Consider the following 17,759-nt stretch of genomic DNA (forward strand, 5'->3'; position numbering starts at 1 on the left):
CCGTCATGTCCCAGTTGCCGTCCCTGAGCCAGTTACGCGATCCGAATGCCTTCCTGCGCCGCCACTTGGGCCCCGATGCCGCCGAACAGCAGGCGATGCTCGACAGCCTTGGCCTTGGCAGTCGGGTCGAGCTGATCGAACAGACCGTGCCGCCAGGTATTCGCCTCAATCGCGAACTGGACCTTCCGCCAGCCCTCGACGAAGAAGCTGCACTGGCCAAGCTGCGCGGCTATGCCGAACAGAACCAGGTCTGGACCAGCCTGATCGGCATGGGCTACCACGGCACCCTCACGCCAACCGTCATCCTGCGCAACGTGCTGGAAAATCCCGGTTGGTACACCGCGTACACGCCTTATCAGCCGGAGATTGCCCAGGGCCGGCTCGAAGCGCTGCTCAACTTCCAGCAACTGACCATCGACCTCACGGGCCTTGAACTGGCCAATGCCTCGTTGCTGGATGAAGCCACGGCCGCAGCGGAAGCCATGGCCCTGGCCAAGCGAGTCGCCAAGTCCAAGAGCAATCTGTTTTTCGTCGATGAGAATTGCCATCCGCAGACCATTTCTGTGGTCCAGACCCGGGCCGACGGCTTCGGTTTCGAGCTGATCATCGACACTGTGGATAACTTGAAACAGCACCAGGTGTTCGGCGCGTTGCTGCAGTACCCCGACACCCACGGCGAGATTCGCGATCTGCGGCCATTGATCGATCACCTGCATTCGCAGCAAGCGCTGGCCTGCGTCGCGACTGATCTGTTGAGCCTGTTGTTACTGACGCCACCGGGGGAATTGGGTGCTGACGTGGTGTTCGGTTCATCCCAGCGTTTCGGTGTGCCCATGGGTTACGGTGGACCTCACGCGGCTTTTTTTGCCAGCCGCGATGAGTACAAACGGGCGATTCCGGGGCGGATCATCGGCGTGTCGAAAGATGCGCGCGGCAACGTCGCCCTGCGCATGGCCCTGCAAACCCGCGAGCAACATATCCGCCGGGAGAAGGCCAACTCGAACATCTGCACCGCCCAAGTGTTGCTGGCCAATATCGCCAGTTTCTACGCGGTGTACCACGGCCCGGAAGGGCTGAAACGGATTGCCCAGCGCGTGCATCGGCTGACCTGCATCCTCGCCGCCGGCCTCGAACGCCACGGCATTACGCGTCTCAACAAGCAGTTCTTCGACACCCTGACCCTTGAAGTCGGCGGCGCGCAAACCGCGATCATCGAAAGCGCCCAGGCCGCGCAGATCAATTTACGCATTCTCGGGCGTGGGCAACTGGGCTTGAGCCTGGATGAAACCTGCGACGAAACCACCGTGGCGAAATTGTTCGATGTGTTCCTCGGTGCCGATCATGGGATGAACGTCGACGAACTCGACGCCGAAACCCTGGTTTCCGGCATACCAGACGGCTTGCTGCGCACCACGCCTTACCTGCGTCACCCGGTATTCAGCGCCCATCACAGCGAAACCGAGATGCTGCGTTACCTCAAACAACTGGAGAACAAGGACCTGGCGCTGAACCAGTCGATGATCCCGCTGGGCTCCTGCACCATGAAACTCAATGCCACCAGCGAGATGATCCCGATCACCTGGCCACAATTCGCCAACCTGCATCCGTTCGTGCCGAAAGAGCAGGCCGTGGGTTACGCGTTGATGATTGAAGAGCTGGAGCGCTGGCTCTGCGCGATTACCGGTTTTGATGCGATCTGCATGCAGCCGAACTCCGGCGCCCAGGGCGAATACGCCGGGCTGTTGGCGATCCGCAAATATCACGAGAGCCGCCACGAAGGTGCGCGGGATATTTGTCTGATTCCTTCCTCGGCCCACGGCACCAACCCGGCGTCGGCGCAAATGGCCGGGATGCGCGTGGTGATCGTTGAGTGTGACGAGGCGGGCAACGTCGATCTGGAGGACTTGAAGGACAAAGCTTCGGCGGCGGGGGACAAACTCGCCTGCCTGATGGCGACTTATCCTTCGACCCACGGTGTGTACGAGGAAGGTATCAGCGAAATCTGTGAAGTTATCCACAGCCATGGCGGCCAAGTGTACATGGATGGCGCCAACCTGAATGCTCAGGTGGGTTTGGCGCGGCCGGCGGACATCGGCGCCGACGTGTCGCACATGAACCTGCACAAAACTTTCTGCATTCCCCACGGCGGTGGCGGGCCGGGCATGGGGCCGATTGGCGTGCGTGCGCATCTGGCGCCATTCGTGGCCAATCATCCCGTGGTGCCGATCGATGGCCCGCAACCGCAGAACGGCGCTGTCAGTGCCGCGCCCTGGGGCAGTGCGAGCATTTTGCCGATCAGCTGGATGTACATCGCCATGATGGGGCCGCAACTGGCGGACGCCAGCGAGGTGGCGATTCTGGCGGCGAATTACCTCGCGCAGCATTTGTCCGGCGCCTTTCCGGTGCTCTATACCGGGCGTAACGAGCGGGTGGCCCACGAATGCATCCTCGATCTGCGGCCGCTCAAAGTGCTGACTGGCATCAGCGAAGAGGACGTGGCCAAGCGCCTGATGGATTACGGTTTCCATGCGCCGACCATGTCGTTCCCGGTGCCGGGGACGTTGATGGTCGAACCGACCGAGAGCGAAACCAAGGCTGAGCTGGACCGTTTTATTGGGGCGATGCTGAGTATTCGCGCGGAAATCACCGAAGTGCAAAACGGTAACTGGGACCCCGAGGACAACCCGCTGAAACGCGCGCCGCACACCCTGGCCGACATCACCGGGGTGTGGGAGCGGCCGTACAGCATCGAGCAAGCGGTGACGCCGGATGCGCACACCAAGGCGCATAAATATTGGCCGGCGGTGAACCGCGTGGATAACGTCTACGGCGACCGCAACCTGTTTTGCGCGTGTGTGCCGGTGGATGATTACCGCTGACAACCCCGTCCTACAGATTTATGCAGGCAAAAAAAATGCCGCTCATATGAGCGGCATTTTTGTTCAGCAAAAAGCTTATTCCGAAGCGACGGCATTCTTCGCCAGGATCGCATTCGCCAGTTCCATGTCCGTGGCTTGCAGGCCCGGGTTGTCGGCGCGGACTTTCTGCATCGCGGCTTCCAGGTAAGGACCGCGGATGCCGCCGTCACTGGCGACGAAGCTGCCGGCATCATCCTGCGCCGCGACGATCAGTTTGTGATCCTTAAACGTCAGGTAGGTCGAACCGGTGGTTGCACCGGATGAAATGACGTTACGCCAAAAGCTGTCGGCCATCGCTGAACCAACGGGCAGGGACAGCAAGGCAAGGGTAGCGACAGCAAGTTTGAGACGCATGATGGAGACTCCACTGGGGGTTAACTACGGGGTTGGATCGTCATTTACCCAATCGAGTTCCGTGACCGCTCAGTCAGCCGATTCCACCAGCAGAATTGCGCCTTGCTGACTGACCACGCGAACGCGGCTACCCAGCGCGGTGTCTGGCCCGCGAGCCATCCACACACCATCGGCGACTTTGATCTTGCCGCGACCATCGACAATCGCTCATGCACCACAAAGGTTTTGCCGATCAGTACAAGCTCTGAGCCAATTATCTACTTCTGCTCGCTCTGCGGCGTCACCCGCAACACCTCCTCAATCGTTGTCAGCCCCGCCGCTACTTTCTGCGCGCCGGAGAGTCGCAAGCTGCGCATGCCTTCCTTGAACGCCTGGCGCCGAATCGCCAGTAGGTCCGTATCCGGGGTGATCAGCGCCTTGACGCTGTCGGTCAGTTGCATGATTTCGTAGACCCCGGCGCGGCCGCGGTAGCCGGTGTCGCGGCATTCCAGGCAGCCGATGGCGCGGTGGGCATTGTTGGGGAGCGGTGCTTGCCAGGGTCGGGTCAGGGTTTGCCAGTCCTCTTCGCCCAAGGTCAACGGAGCCTTGCAGTGCGGGCACAAGGTGCGGACCAGACGCTGGGCCATGACCCCGAGCACCGTGGCTTTGATCAGGTAATGCGGCACGCCGAGTTCCAGCAAACGGCTGATGGCGCTCGGCGCATCGTTGGTGTGCAGGGTCGAAAGTACCAAGTGACCGGTGAGCGCGGCCTGGATCGCCATTTCGGCGGTTTCGAGGTCGCGGATCTCGCCGATCATGATGATGTCCGGGTCTTGCCGCATCAACGCGCGCACCCCGGCGGCGAAGGTCAGGTCGATGTTGTGCTGGACCTGCATCTGATTGAAGGCCGGCTCGACCATTTCGATCGGGTCCTCGATGGTGCAGAGGTTGACCTCCGGCGTCGCCAGTTTTTTCAGGGTGGTATAGAGCGTGGTGGTCTTGCCCGAACCGGTCGGCCCGGTGACCAGGATGATGCCGTTGGGCTGGCGGGTCATGTCTTGCCAGCGGCGCAGGTCATCGGCGGAGAAACCCAGTTGATCGAAGTCCTTGAGCAATACTTCGGGGTCGAAGATCCGCATGACCATTTTTTCGCCAAACGCGGTGGGCAAGGTCGACAGCCGCAGTTCGACTTCGCCGCCATCCGGGGTCTTGGTCTTGACCCGGCCGTCCTGGGGTTTGCGTTTTTCCGCGACGTTCATCCGGCCCAGGCTTTTCAGGCGACTGACGATGGCCATGGTCACCTGGGGCGGGAATTGATAGACGTTGTGCAACACGCCGTCGATGCGAAACCGCACGGTGCCTTGCTCGCGGCGCGGTTCGATGTGGATATCACTGGCCCGCTGCTGGAATGCGTACTGGAACAGCCAGTCGACGATGTTGACGATGTGCGCGTCGTTGGCGTCCGGCTCCTGGTCGCTGGCACCGAGGTTGAGCAGTTGTTCGAAGTTGCCCAGGGTGCTGGTCTGTTGATCGGCATTGGTCGCGCCGGTGACCGATTTGGCCAGGCGAAAAAACTCCACGCTGAAGCGCTGGATGTCCGCCGGGTTGGCCACAACGCGCTTGATCGGCAGCTTCAATACGTGGGTCAGATCGGCTTCCCAACCCGTGACGTAAGGCTGGGCGCTGGCCACGGTCACGGCGTCGCGGTCGATGGAGACGGCGAGAATCTTGTGGCGCTGGGCGAAGGCGTAGGACATCAACGGCGTGATGGCCGCGACGTTGATCTTCAGCGGATCGATGCGCAAATAAGGCTGGCCGGCCTGCTGCGACAGCCACAGGGTCAGGCTTTCCAGGTCCAGGTGTTTGCCGGGGCGGCTGAGGTCGTCGAGGTGCTGACTGGCAATAAACTCCAATGGGTGCAACTGGCCATTGGCGGCGTGCCGGCGTCGGGCGTTGAGCGCGAGTTCGGCGGAATCCTGGTTGATAAAGCCTTGGGCGACCAGCTCTCGCAGTAAATCATTGAGATCCAGCCAGCGGTCCTGTGTGGCAAGTTGAACGGACATGCGGGTTCCTTTTGAACAATCCTGCAAACAGCGATCTAGACCGCAGTGTGCAAAGGATAGTCGCGGAGCCGCTGACCGTTGGGCCACTACCCGACGAAGCCGTTTCCAGTTCCTTCAGCCGGCCGCTTGAGCCTGCCCGTCCCACGCCGCATCAGCGCTTTGCAGGTTCACCGAGCAGACGCTGATCAGGTTACGAAGTTTTTCCGCGATCACTTCGGCGCGGTGCCAGCTCAGGCCGTCGATCACGATGTCGATCGACAGCAGATCGTCCATGCGCTGCACGTTGACCTGCTCCGGAGTCAGGAACTGCAAGGCAAACAGGTTGAGTGCGCGGCACAGTAAATCCGGTTCGGCCTCGGCCAGCAGTTGGTATTGCACGCGACAATGGGCGTTGCTGACGTTCCACACATCGGCGCGGGTTGCTGGGGTATTCACGGCTTCTAAATGCGGCATGCTCAGTCTCCAAAATCACTGGAGGAATTTTTACATTCGGTGCCGGGCATTTCTTGGCTATGATCGAGCGTATTGGCGATTTATCGAATCGTTTGATTCAACAAGTGATCATTCAAGGGTTTTTCTATGCACGCCGAGCTGGATGGCTACGACCGCAAGATTCTCGCGTTGCTGCAAGAGGACGCTTCGCTTTCCAGCGCGCAGATCGCCGAACAGGTCGGGCTGTCGCAGTCGCCGTGCTGGCGGCGGATTCAGCGGATGAAGGAGGAGGGGATCATTCGCGGGCAGGTGACGTTGCTCGATCGCAAGAAAATCGGTCTCAACACGCAGATTTTTGCCGAGATCAAACTCAACGCCCACGGGCGTTCGAACTTCACTGAGTTCACCGAGGCGATTCGCGGCTTTCCCGAGGTGCTGGAGTGTTATGTGCTGATGGGGTCGGTGGATTTTTTGCTGCGGATTGTGACGGCGGACATCGAGGCTTATGAGCGGTTTTTCTTCGAGAAGCTGTCGATGGTGCCGGGGATTCAGGAGGTGAATTCGATTGTGGCGTTGTCGGAGATCAAGTCCACGACGAGTTTGCCGGTGATGCGCTGATCATTGTGACAGAGGGCTTTTGTGGCGAGGGGGCTTGCCCCCGTTGGAGTCCGAAGGACTCCCAAAACCAGCCAACGCGTTGAGTCAGATATAACGCGTTGGCTGATTTACGACTGCTTCGCAGCCGAACGGGGGCAAGCCCCCTCGCCACAGGGCATTACATGCGCAGCAACATTTTCCAGGCACGATTCTGATACACGGCGATCGCCTGCTGCTTACGCGCATCCAGGGCTTCGTCGGTGATCGGCTCGTTGGCCAGTTGCGCCAGTTTATTCAGTTCACCGTACAGGCGATCCATTTCCGGGATGTCCAGCACGCCACGGGCGTGGTGCATCCAGGCCTGGATGCGTTCGATGCGCGGCAGTTGCTCGGCCAAGTCTTCCGGCTGTTGCTGATAACGCTGCAATTGCAGGGACGTGGCTTCTTCGCCCAGCAGGCGCGGCAACCAGTTGGCCAATTGTGCAGCGCCCTGGCGATTGCCACGCACGTTGCGATCGGCAGCCCAAGTGCGCGCCAGCAACCAGCGCGACGTGTTCAGCGAGAACAAGCCCCAACGCGGGTCTTCCAGTTCTTCGAGGAACTGTTCCGGCGCGGCTTTGCGCACGTCTTCATCGTCCAGACCGGCTTGTACCAGCGGGCGCCAGTCTTCCAGCAAAGCATCCAGCGCAATGCGCAGGTCGTGAGTCGACTGACGCGGTGCGGCTTGGCCGAGGCTGCTCAGCAGCGCGCGCAGTTCACCGAGGTTTTCGACCCAGTCCTGCAGCAAACGCCAGTGACCATTGAAGCGATACTGTTCAGCCAGACGCTGGCTGCTGCCCAGCAAGTGCCAGCTCAGCGCGGCGAAAGCGTCGTCCAGCGGCATCTCGGCGGTGATCTGCGGCGCCGGCAGGCTCAACGAGTAGCTGTTGGCGTCGTACAAGCGATAACCGCGCTCGGCCTTGCTGATGTCACATGGCATCAGGGGCAGGGTCGCGGCCAATTCGGCGGCCAGTTCCAGCAGCGCGGCGGGTTCGCCTTCGCGCAGTTCCAGTTCCAGCTCGCAGATTTCTTCTTTCTGCTTGCCGACCACGACGTGGCCGAAGTCCAGCGCGGCTTCGATGACCACTTTGGTCTTGCCACGGCCCCAAGCGATTTCCGCGCGCTCGCGCACGAAATCGGTGGTGAAGATGGCTTTCAGGGTTTTCTTGTCCAGCTCGGCCAGCTCTTCAGGCCAGCATTCGCCGTCGAGTTTCTTCACGTCGAGCTTGGCTTTGGGCAGGTTCCAGTCGTATTCGTTACGCTCGGACAGACCGGCAACGCTCTGGCCGCGGGTCTTGAGGGTCTGGATCACTTCCTCGCCATCGCGGCGCAGGCGCAGGGCAACCTTGGCGCGGGCCAGGTCGCGCTCAGGCGTGTCGAAGTATTGGTTCATCAACTCACGGCGTTCCCAGCCACTTTTGTTGCGTTTTTTCAGGAGCGGGTGCTCGCGCAGGGCGGCGAGGGTTTCGCGGCTGACGCGGAGTTTGATTTCGGTTTCTTTCTGCATGGCCGGAAAATCCAGGATCGGGAGCGCAGCCGGGGGAATGTGTGGCTGCCAAGGTCGTGCAGTGTACAGGAGTGAACGTTCCTACGTGCCGCGGCGGTTTATTCCTGTCGCCGGATGGTTCTATGATGGACCTCAATTCGGGAGTTGGAGTCAGCGATGCCTTTGCCGTCCATGAAAGATCAGTTCGCTGCGCTGATCGCTGCGCCGTCCGTCAGCTGTACCCAGCCGAGCCTGGATCAGACCAACCGGCCGGTGATCGATCTGCTGGCAACCTGGCTCGGTGATCTGGGTTTTGCCTGCGATATCCAGCAGGTCAGCCCCGGCAAATTCAACCTGCTCGCCAGTTTCGGTTCCGGCCCTGGCGGCCTGGTGCTGGCCGGGCACAGCGACACCGTGCCGTTCGATGGTGCGTTGTGGCAGACCGATCCCTTGAAGCTGACCGAAGTTGACGGCCGCTGGGTCGGTCTCGGCAGTTGCGACATGAAGGGGTTTTTCGCCCTGGCCATCGAAGCGGTCATCCCGTTGCTCGACCAGCCGTTCAAGCAACCGTTGCTGATCCTCGCCACTTGCGATGAAGAAAGCTCGATGTCCGGGGCTCGCGCCTTGGCCGAAGCCGGACGTCCGCTGGGCCGGGCGGCGGTGATCGGTGAGCCAACCGGGCTCAAGCCGATCCGCATGCACAAAGGCATCATGATGGAGCGCATCGACATCCTTGGTCAGAGCGGCCATTCCTCAGACCCGCGCCTGGGCCACAGCGCCCTCGAAGCGATGCACGATGCCATCGGCGAACTGCGCGGTTTGCGTCTGTTGTGGCAGCGCGAATTCCGCAATCCGCAATTCGGCGTGCCGACCCCGACGATGAATTTTGGCTGCATTCATGGCGGCGATAATCCCAATCGCATCTGCGGCCAGTGTTCGCTGGAATTCGACCTGCGACCGCTGCCGGGGATGGACCCGAAAGTCCTGCGTGCGGAAATTCTGGCGAGGCTCAAACCGGTTGCCGAACGGCATCAGGTGAAGATCGATTACGCGCCGCTGTTCCCTGAAGTGCCACCGTTCGAGCAGGCCGAGGACGCCGAATTGGTCCGGGTCGCGGAAAAGCTCACCGGTCATCGCGCCGAAGCAGTGGCGTTCGGCACAGAAGCGCCTTATCTTCAGCGCCTTGGCTGCGAAACACTGGTGCTCGGCCCGGGCGATATCGCCTGCGCTCACCAACCGGGGGAATACCTCGAAATGTCACGTTTGCAGCCTACCGTGCATCTATTACGTCAATTGATTGAACATTACTGCCTGACGCCGGCCCAAACACACCTGTAGGAGCTGAGCTTGCTCGCGATGGCGGCATTACATTCAACATCACTGTTGGCTGTTACACCGCTATCGCGAGCAAGCTCAGCTCCTACAGAAACCTGTAAATTGCCAGTGTCCCAACCCGTATTCATGAGGAGAGCTCGCGTGTCGCCAAGCCTGTTCCGACGATAACCACCAGCCCGTTGTGCGTTTTATGGTTCACCCATTTTTTGGCTGCTATTTATTACAGGCCCAGGTTCATGCCCGAATACGTTAATTGGCTTCGTCACGCTTCTCCTTATATCAATGCCCACCGCGACTGCACGTTCGTGGTCATGCTGCCCGGCGACGGTGTGGAGCATCCGAACTTCGGCAATATCGTCCACGACCTGGTGCTGCTGCACAGCCTGGGTGTGCGACTGGTGCTGGTTCACGGTTCCCGTCCGCAAATTGAAACCCGCCTCGCTGCGCGCGGCCTGATCCCGCATTACCACCACGGCATGCGCATCACCGATGCTGCGACCCTGGAGTGTGTGATCGACGCGGTCGGCCACCTGCGCATCGCCATCGAAGCGCGGTTGTCCATGGACATGGCCTCGTCGCCGATGCAGGGCTCGCGTCTGCGGGTGGCCAGCGGCAACCTGGTGACGGCGCGGCCGATTGGCGTGCTTGAAGGCGTCGACTATCACCACACCGGCGAAGTGCGCCGGGTCGACCGCAAGGGCATCAATCGCCTGCTGGACGAGCGCTCCATTGTGCTGCTGTCGCCGCTGGGCTACTCGCCGACCGGTGAGATTTTCAACCTCGCCTGCGAAGACGTCGCCACCCGCGCGGCCATCGACCTGGGCGCGGACAAATTGCTGCTGTTCGGCGCCGACCTGGGCTTGATCGATGAAAACGGTCGTCTGGTCCGCGAGTTGCGTCCGCAACAAGTGCCGGCACATCTGCAACGCCTGGGCAGCAACTATCAGGGCGAACTGCTGGATGCGGCGGCTGAGGCCTGTCGTGGCGGCGTGGCGCGTAGCCACATCGTCAGCTACGCCGAAGACGGCGCGCTGCTGACCGAACTGTTCACCCGCGATGGTGGCGGTACGCTGGTGGCCCAGGAACAATTCGAACTGGTGCGTGAAGCGGCGATTGAAGACGTCGGCGGTTTGCTGGATTTGATCAGCCCGCTGGAAGAGCAGGGGATTCTGGTACGCCGTTCCCGGGAAGTGCTGGAGCGCGAGATCGAGCAGTTCAGCGTGGTCGAACGTGAAGGCATGATCATCGCCTGCGCGGCGCTGTATCAGATTGCCGATTCGGATGCCGGGGAGTTGGCCTGTCTGGCAGTGAACCCGGAATATCGCCATGGCGGTCGCGGCGATGAATTGCTTGAGCGCATTGAAACCCGTGCCCGTGCCCAGGGGCTGAAGACCTTGTTCGTGCTGACGACCCGGACGGCGCACTGGTTCCGCGAGCGTGGATTCGAGCCAAGCAGCGTCGAGCGCCTGCCGTCGGCGCGGGCGTCGCTGTACAACTATCAGCGTAATTCGAAGATCTTCGAAAAAACCCTCTGATAACCCCGCCCCCCCCTGTAGGAGCGAGGCTTGCCCGCGAAGAGGCCATCATGGCTGACATAAATGTTGACCATGAAGACGCCTTCGCGGGCAAGCCTCGCTCCTACAGGTGGTGATGATCGTTCCCACGCTCTGCGTGGGAATGCCTCTACGGACGCTCCGCGTTCGGATTCGGATGGAACGCGGAGCGTTCCGGGCTGCATTCCCACGCAGAGCGTGGGAACGATCATTAGTCCTGCACGAACTTCGCGCTCACATACGGCGAGTAATCCGGCAGCACCGTTTCTACCTTGCCTTGCTCCTTCAAGAACTTCGCCGTCTCGCCGATGGCTTTAGCCGTGCCGCCGTCGAGCAGTGCGGTGGTCTGTTGGGCCTTGGCGTCCGGGAAGGTCGAGCCGGCCAGTAACTCTGGTACATCGACGGCGTTGGCACCGGTCAGTTTGGCGATTTTCTGTACAGGCACCGAGTCGGCGGTCCAGCTGTCTTTATGGGCGGCGTAGTCGGCGAAGGAGTCCAGAGTGACCTTGGCGAATTTGGCCACCACCTCTGGATGCTTCTCGGCGTAATCCTTGCGGGCAACCCAGACTTCAAAGGTCGGCGCGCCCCATTGGCCAACCTGTGCGGCATCGGTCAAGGTCTTGCCAGTCTTGCGAATTTCACCCAGGGCCGGCGACCAGACAAACGCTCCGTCTATGTCGCCGCGCTTCCAGGCGGCAGCGATTTCGGCTGGTTGCAGGTTCACCACTTTGACTTTCGAGGCATCCAGGCCCCAGTGCTTCAGCGCGCCAAGCAGGCTGTAATGGGAGGTCGAAACGAAGGGCGTGGCGATGGTCTTGCCGATCAGATCTTCCGGTTTGTCGATGCCGCTGCCGTTACGCACGACCAAGGCTTCGGCGGCGTTGATCTGGGCAGACACGATGAAAGCCACGATCGGCAGGTTGCGCGAAGCGGCTGCGGCGAGAGGACTGGACCCGAGGTTGCCAATCTGCACGTCGCCGGAGGCAATGGCGGTGACGACTTCCGGGCCGCTGTTGAAGCGGCGCCAGTCGATTTTCTGGCCAATGGTTTTCTCGTAGACGCCATCGGCCTGGGGCACTTTGCTTGGGTCAATACCGGTCTGATAGCCCACCGTGAGGTTGGCCGCCTGAGCACCAAAAGAAAATAAAACCGATACACAAACTGTAACAATTTGACTGGATAGTGCGCGTTTGGCCATGATGGCGTCGCCTTTTCGATAGGGATTGACGTATGTAAGATGCGTCAAAGCTAATCGATCTAAAAAAAGGCTAACAAATACCATTTAGTAATTAGTTTATTAGCCGATACCGGATGTCTCGGTACGGTTTTGCGGTGCTGGGCTATATTCCATTGCGGTATGAAAAAGAATGAAATAATTCTTTTTGGGTTTATGAGGAATTCATTACCCTGCAGGGACCAAATCACGGTGATTAGACCTTGGTCGTAGACACACAAGGTTACGATTGACTTGTCAGTCACGGTCTGGCGCTAATCGCGCATCTTAGGAGCCAGGGCATTCGACCCGGGACCAGGAACACAAGAATTAGAAAAGAGAGGAGCGAAACATGAATAAGTCCACCTTGGCCCTGGCTGTGGCCGTAGGGGTTTTGGCGCAGCAGGCAGGCGCCGCGGGGTTCATCGAAGACAGCAAGGCTACCTTGGGTCTGCGTAACTACTACATCAACACTGATAACCGTGACGGCACCGGTCCGAACAAAAACGAAGAATGGGGCCAAGGCTTCGATCTGCGTTTCATCTCCGGTTACACCCAAGGCACCGTCGGTTTCGGTATCGATGCGATCGGCCTGCTGGGCGTGAAGCTGGATTCGGGCGGCGGCACCAACGGCGCCACGGCTACTTCCTACGGCGGCACTGTGTTCCCGAGCAAGTCCAACGGCGAAGCGGTTGATGACTTCTCCAGCCTGGGCCTGACGGCTAAAGCCAAGATCTCCCAGACCGAGCTGAAGCTGGGTACCTTGCAGCCTAAGAACCCGGTTATCGTGACCAACGATGGTCGTCTGCTGCCACAAACCTGGCAGGGTGGCCAGATCACTTCCGGCGACATCAAGGACCTGACTCTGGTCGGTGGCCAGATTGAAGCCGTGAAAGGTCGTAACTCCAGCAACAATGAACAGCTGAGCATCGGCGGCGCCAACACTCGTGGCACTGCGTTCCGTGACAGCAACAAGTTCATCTACGCCGGTGGTGACTACAAAATCACCAAAGACCTGACTGCCCAGTACTACTACGGCAACCTGGAAGACTTCTACAAGCAACACTTCCTGGGTCTGGTTCACAACTGGGCAATCGGCCCGGGCGTATTGAAGTCCGACCTGCGCTACTTCAACAGCTCTGATGACGGTAAAAACGGCACTGATTCGGCCTATTACAGTTCCGGTAACTACACCGGTTTCCGTAACGGCCGTGGTGAAGTCTCCAACAACCTGTACAGCGGCCTGTTCCTGTACTCCGTTGCGGGTCACACCTTCGGTGGCGGTTACCAGGTCAGCAACGGTAGCAGCGACTTCCCTTGGCTGAACCAGGGTGACGGTTCGTCCAACTACACCATCACCGACATGCAGATCCAGAAGTTTGGTCGTGCCGGCGAGAAAACCTGGCAAGCACGCTACTCGTATGACTTCGCCAAAGTCGGTGTACCAGGCCTGACCGCGGGTGCCGTTTACCTCAAAGGTGACAGCATTGACACCGTGGGCACCAATGGTCGTGAGAGCGCTTCGAATCGTTCCGAGTGGGAGCGTGACTTCACCCTGGCTTACGTCGTACCAGAAGGTCCGCTGAAAAACGTTGGCTTCATGTGGAAAAACGCTACATGGCGCACCGACCTGCCGAACACACGTTCGCAGGACGAAAACCGTCTGATCGTCAGCTACTCGATCCCGCTGTTGTAATAGCGCGCTCCAGTAAGCCTGCGTAAATAAAGCCCCGCCCGGCACCTCGCCGGGCGGGGCTTTTGCGTTTTCAAGGCGGAGTCACCCCCGTAATCCCGCCCTGAAATTGCCCCTCTTTTGCAGCTACTCAAGGCCTTCTCGAACCTTGTGGGCGATGTTCGTCGCGATGGCCGGGCAGGTCCAGTGAACAGATCTTTAATATTCACTTATGATCTAAATAAATCGATATTTATTCTTTTTAATTCAATCGGAATGCAGGCACAGTTGAGCTCAACAAGCACTCACCAGGAGCAGCACCATGAGCCTCAGACTTGGCGATATCGCCCCCGATTTCGAACAGGATTCCAGCGCCGGCACCATCCGTTTCCACGAATGGCTCGGCGATAGCTGGGGCGTGCTGTTTTCCCACCCGGCGGACTTCACTCCGGTGTGCACCACCGAACTGGGCTTCACCGCCAAGCTCAAGGATGAATTTTCCAACCGTGGCGTCAAAGCCATCGCCCTGTCGGTTGACCCGGTGGACTCGCACCACAAGTGGATCGAGGACATCAACGAAACCCAGAACACCCTCGTCAACTTCCCGATCCTGGCCGATGCCGATCGCAAGGTCTCGGACCTCTACGACCTGATTCACCCGAACGCCAACGACACGCTGACCGTGCGCTCGCTGTTCGTGATCGACCCGAACAAGAAGGTTCGGCTGACCATCACCTACCCGGCGAGCACCGGTCGCAACTTCCATGAAATCCTGCGGGTGATCGACTCGCTGCAGCTCACCGACAACTACAAAGTGGCCACCCCGGCCAACTGGCAGGACGGTGATGAAGTGGTGATCGTGCCGTCGCTCAAGGACGAAGACGAAATCAAGAAACGCTTTCCGAAGGGTTATCGCGCGGTGAAGCCTTACCTGCGCCTGACCCCACAGCCGAACCGCTAATTTGAAATACCGCCCCTGTAGGAGCGAGGCTTGCCCGCGAAGAGGCCATCACGTCTGACGCCAATGTTGGCCATGACAACGCCTTCGCGGGCAAGCCTCGCTCCTACAAGGGCGGTGAAACGCATCCACAAAGCAGGGGAATTTCAGGCCGTTACGACGGCCTATTTTTTTGCCCGGAATAAGGTATTCCGTATAGACCTACAAAGAATAACCAAATGAATAAATATGATTTATGGATATATAAATCACCTGTTAAGGTCACTCCATCGAAGCGAGATCGCGCACTGCGAATCGCCCATAACGCTCAAGGAATCACCTGAATGCTGGTCGTCTCACTCGGTGGCAGCCCCAGCCAACGCTCTCGTTCCGGGGTGCTGCTGGAGCGTTCTCAACGCTGGTTGCAAGAACAAGGAGTGGAAGTGGTGAGTTACCAGGTACGGGACTTCCCGGCCGAAGACTTGCTGCACGCACGTTTTGACAGCCCGAAGGTGATCGACCTGTTGCAACAGATTGAAAACGCCGATGGCCTGCTGATTGCCACGCCGGTCTACAAGGCATCGTTCTCCGGTGCGTTGAAAACCGTACTGGACTTGCTGCCCGAGCGCGCCCTGGCCCACAAAGTTGTATTGCCCATGGCCACCGGCGGCAGCATCGCCCACATGCTGGCGGTGGATTACGCACTCAAACCGGTGCTGTCGGCACTCAAGGCCCAGGAAATGCTCCACGGGATCTTCGCCGTGGACAGCCAGATCGCTTACGGCGAAGGCAGTGCCCAGGCGCAATTGGCGCCGGAGCTGGAACAACGACTGAATGAATCGCTGGAACTGTTTTTCAGCGCCATGGCGCGACGGCCCAAGCCGATCGATCCGCACCTGTTGAACGAACGTTTGTTGAGTGCGCGCTGGAGCATTTAAGCCAGCACTCAAACCACATCTGAATTTGAAGTACTCACCTTACTCAGCCGCCAACGGCCAAGCAGGTGCAGCCAAAACCCAACAGCAAATAGGAGAGCGCTATGCGCACTGTCATTTTGCGTCGTGGTCTGGTCGCTCTGTTTGTGGCGGCTGTGTCCTTCGGCGTTATTTCTCAAGCACAAGCCGAGACTTTGCGCATCGGCTACCAAAAGTACGGCACCCTGGTGCTGCTCAAGGCCAAAGGCACGTTGGAAAAACGCCTCGCCGCCCAAGGCGTGGACGTGCAATGGACTGAATTCCCCGGCGGCCCACAGCTGCTCGAAGGCCTGAACGTCGGCTCGATCGACTTCGGCGTCACCGGCGAGACTCCGCCGGTCTTCGCTCAGGCCGCCGGCGCCGATCTGCTTTACGTCGCTTACGAACCACCAGCGCCGCACAGCGAAGCGATCCTGGTGCCGAAGGACTCGACGATCAAATCCGTCGCGGACCTCAAGGGCAAGAAAGTCGTCCTGAACAAAGGCTCCAACGTGCACTATCTGTTGGTGCGTGCACTGGAAGATGCGGGCCTCAAATACACCGACATCCAGACCGTATTCCTGCCGCCCGCCGATGCCCGCGCCGCATTCGAGCGTGGCAGTGTCGATGCCTGGGTAATCTGGGACCCGTACCAGGCTGCCGCCGAACAACAACTGCAAGCGCGCACCCTGCGTGATGGCCAAGGCATCGTCGACAACCATCAGTTCTACCTGGCGACCAAGCCTTACGCGCAGAAAAATCCCGAGGTGATCAAGACCCTCGTCGAAGAAGTGCGTGCAGTCGGCGAATGGTCCAAGGCCAACCCTGAAGACGTGACCAAGCAGGTTTCGCCACTGCTCGGCTTGCCAGCGGACATCACCCTGACCTCGGTAAAACGCCAGGGTTACGGTGCGCTGTTCCTCACGCCTGAAGTGGTCGCCGCGCAACAGAAAATCGCCGACAGCTTCTACCAGCTCAAGCTGATTCCGAAGCCGCTCAGCATCAAAGACGTGATCTGGACGCCACCGGCGGCCGTTGCCAAAGCGCAGTAATTCGAATCCCCAAGGAGACCACTCCATGAGCCTCAATATTTTCTGGTTCCTGCCTACCCACGGCGACGGCCATTACCTTGGCACCGCCGAAGGCGCTCGCGCCGTTGACCACGGTTACCTGCAACAGATTGCCCAGGCAGCGGATCGCCTGGGTTTCGGCGGGGTGTTGATCCCCACCGGCCGCTCCTGCGAAGACTCGTGGCTGGTGGCCGCGTCGCTGATCCCGGTAACCCAGCGTCTGAAATTCCTCGTTGCCCTGCGCCCCGGGATCATTTCCCCGACGGTCGCGGCGCGGCAGGCGGCGACCCTGGATCGTTTGTCCGGCGGTCGTGCGTTGTTCAACCTGGTAACCGGCGGTGATCCGGATGAATTGGCCGGCGACGGTTTGTTCCTCAGCCACGAAGAGCGTTATCAAGCCTCGGTGGAATTCACCCGCATCTGGCGCCGCGTGCTGGAAGGCGAAACCGTCGATTACGACGGCCAGCACATCAGCGTGAAAGGCGCGAAGTTGCTCTATCCGCCGATCCAGCAACCGCGTCCGCCGTTGTACTTCGGTGGCTCGTCGGAGGCCGCTCAAGATTTGGCCGCCGAACAGGTGGAAATGGTCCTGACCTGGGGCGAACCACCGGCCGCCGTCGCCGAGAAAATTGCACAAGTACGCGCCAAAGCCGCGAAGCTCGGTCGTACCGTGCGCTTCGGCATTCGCTTGCATGTGATCGTGCGTGAAACCAACGAGGAAGCATGGGCAGCGGCGGATCGACTGATCTCCCACGTGGACGATGAAACCATCGCCCGGGCCCAGGCTTCGCTGTCGCGTTTCGACTCGGTCGGCCAGCAACGCATGGCCGCGCTGCACGGCGGCAGTCGCGACAATCTGGAAGTCAGCCCTAACCTGTGGGCCGGTGTCGGCCTGGTGCGTGGCGGTGCCGGTACGGCGCTGGTAGGCGACGGCCCGACCGTGGCCGCGCGCATGAAGGAATACGCGGACTTGGGCATCGACACGTTTATCTTCTCCGGTTATCCACACCTGGAAGAGGCGTATCGCGTCGCCGAATTGCTGTTCCCGCACATTGATGTGCAGCGTCCGGAACAGCCTCAAGGCGCGAACTTCGTCAGTCCGTTCGGCGAGATGGTGGCCAACGACATTCTTCCCAAAGCCGCGTCCCAGAGCTGAGG

14 protein-coding genes and 1 pseudogene are annotated in these 17,759 nt (G+C 59.8%); 9 read left to right on the forward strand and 6 right to left on the reverse strand.

Features of this window, described 5'->3' with window-relative positions; all coding sequences use genetic code 11:
* Positions 1 to 5: 5 nt before the first annotated feature.
* Positions 6 to 2,879, forward strand: coding sequence for an aminomethyl-transferring glycine dehydrogenase (gene gcvP, locus ACIOYV_RS30335; protein WP_401329773.1), 2,874 nt, complete (start codon positions 6 to 8; stop codon positions 2,877 to 2,879).
* Between the two features lie 75 nt (positions 2,880 to 2,954).
* Here gcvP and ACIOYV_RS30340 read toward each other — a convergent pair whose 3' ends face one another.
* From ACIOYV_RS30340 to ACIOYV_RS30355, 4 genes and pseudogenes are all read right to left on the reverse strand, one after another.
* Entirely contained in the window at positions 2,955 to 3,275 is a 321-nt protein-coding gene (locus ACIOYV_RS30340) for a DUF2388 domain-containing protein (RefSeq protein WP_169843014.1), read from the reverse strand.
* 66 nt (positions 3,276 to 3,341) lie between these two features.
* Positions 3,342 to 3,508 (reverse strand): annotated as a pseudogene (locus ACIOYV_RS30345) (NfeD family protein); the annotation flags it as partial.
* Between the two features lie 21 nt (positions 3,509 to 3,529).
* The gene (locus tag ACIOYV_RS30350) at positions 3,530 to 5,314 is read right to left on the reverse strand and encodes a GspE/PulE family protein (RefSeq protein WP_054044602.1); all 1,785 of its coding nucleotides are present in this window, start codon (positions 5,312 to 5,314) and stop codon (positions 3,530 to 3,532) included.
* A 114-nt stretch (positions 5,315 to 5,428) separates the two neighbouring features.
* Positions 5,429 to 5,767 carry a hypothetical protein gene (locus ACIOYV_RS30355; protein ID WP_290023296.1) on the reverse strand — a complete coding sequence of 113 codons (339 nt, stop codon included), beginning with the start codon at positions 5,765 to 5,767 and terminating at the stop codon, positions 5,429 to 5,431.
* Positions 5,768 to 5,893: 126 nt separating this feature from the next.
* Between ACIOYV_RS30355 and ACIOYV_RS30360 the strand changes: the two genes are divergently transcribed.
* Entirely contained in the window at positions 5,894 to 6,364 is a 471-nt protein-coding gene (locus tag ACIOYV_RS30360) for an Lrp/AsnC family transcriptional regulator (protein WP_163910783.1), read from the forward strand.
* Between the two features lie 157 nt (positions 6,365 to 6,521).
* On the opposite strand, the gene ACIOYV_RS30365 is transcribed toward ACIOYV_RS30360, so the two are convergent.
* Complete coding sequence (locus ACIOYV_RS30365) at positions 6,522 to 7,889, reverse strand: inorganic triphosphatase (RefSeq protein WP_163910785.1); 1,368 nt, start codon at positions 7,887 to 7,889, stop codon at positions 6,522 to 6,524.
* Between the two features lie 156 nt (positions 7,890 to 8,045).
* Between ACIOYV_RS30365 and argE the strand changes: the two genes are divergently transcribed.
* Both argE and argA read left to right on the forward strand, forming a co-directional pair.
* A complete protein-coding gene (gene argE / locus ACIOYV_RS30370; RefSeq protein ID WP_401329778.1) occupies positions 8,046 to 9,206 on the forward strand; it encodes an acetylornithine deacetylase in 1,161 nt (386 codons plus the stop codon).
* Between the two features lie 233 nt (positions 9,207 to 9,439).
* On the forward strand, positions 9,440 to 10,738 hold the full coding sequence (argA, locus tag ACIOYV_RS30375) for an amino-acid N-acetyltransferase (RefSeq protein ID WP_054044593.1): 1,299 nt from the start codon (positions 9,440 to 9,442) through the stop codon (positions 10,736 to 10,738).
* A gap of 229 nt (positions 10,739 to 10,967) precedes the next feature.
* Here argA and tauA read toward each other — a convergent pair whose 3' ends face one another.
* The gene (gene tauA / locus ACIOYV_RS30380; RefSeq protein WP_401329782.1) at positions 10,968 to 11,954 is read right to left on the reverse strand and encodes a taurine ABC transporter substrate-binding protein; all 987 of its coding nucleotides are present in this window, start codon (positions 11,952 to 11,954) and stop codon (positions 10,968 to 10,970) included.
* A gap of 367 nt (positions 11,955 to 12,321) precedes the next feature.
* Here tauA and ACIOYV_RS30385 point away from each other — a divergent pair, with 367 nt between their 5' ends.
* From ACIOYV_RS30385 to ssuD, 5 genes are all read left to right on the forward strand, one after another.
* Positions 12,322 to 13,665 (forward strand): OprD family porin, encoded by a 1,344-nt coding sequence (locus tag ACIOYV_RS30385; RefSeq protein ID WP_163910790.1) that lies wholly within the window; start codon positions 12,322 to 12,324, stop codon positions 13,663 to 13,665.
* Positions 13,666 to 13,963: 298 nt separating this feature from the next.
* A complete protein-coding gene (locus ACIOYV_RS30390) occupies positions 13,964 to 14,602 on the forward strand; it encodes a peroxiredoxin (protein ID WP_054044587.1) in 639 nt (212 codons plus the stop codon).
* A gap of 320 nt (positions 14,603 to 14,922) precedes the next feature.
* Positions 14,923 to 15,516, forward strand: coding sequence for an NADPH-dependent FMN reductase (gene ssuE / locus ACIOYV_RS30395; protein ID WP_054044585.1), 594 nt, complete (start codon positions 14,923 to 14,925; stop codon positions 15,514 to 15,516).
* A 101-nt stretch (positions 15,517 to 15,617) separates the two neighbouring features.
* The gene (locus ACIOYV_RS30400) at positions 15,618 to 16,583 is read left to right on the forward strand and encodes a sulfonate ABC transporter substrate-binding protein (protein ID WP_054044583.1); all 966 of its coding nucleotides are present in this window, start codon (positions 15,618 to 15,620) and stop codon (positions 16,581 to 16,583) included.
* Positions 16,584 to 16,608: 25 nt separating this feature from the next.
* Positions 16,609 to 17,757 carry an FMNH2-dependent alkanesulfonate monooxygenase gene (gene ssuD / locus ACIOYV_RS30405; RefSeq protein ID WP_054044581.1) on the forward strand — a complete coding sequence of 383 codons (1,149 nt, stop codon included), beginning with the start codon at positions 16,609 to 16,611 and terminating at the stop codon, positions 17,755 to 17,757.
* Positions 17,758 to 17,759 lie beyond the last annotated feature (2 nt).

Origin of the sequence: Pseudomonas sp. NPDC087342 (assembly GCF_044744265.1) — a bacterium.
GTDB lineage: Bacteria > Pseudomonadota > Gammaproteobacteria > Pseudomonadales > Pseudomonadaceae > Aquipseudomonas > Aquipseudomonas nunensis.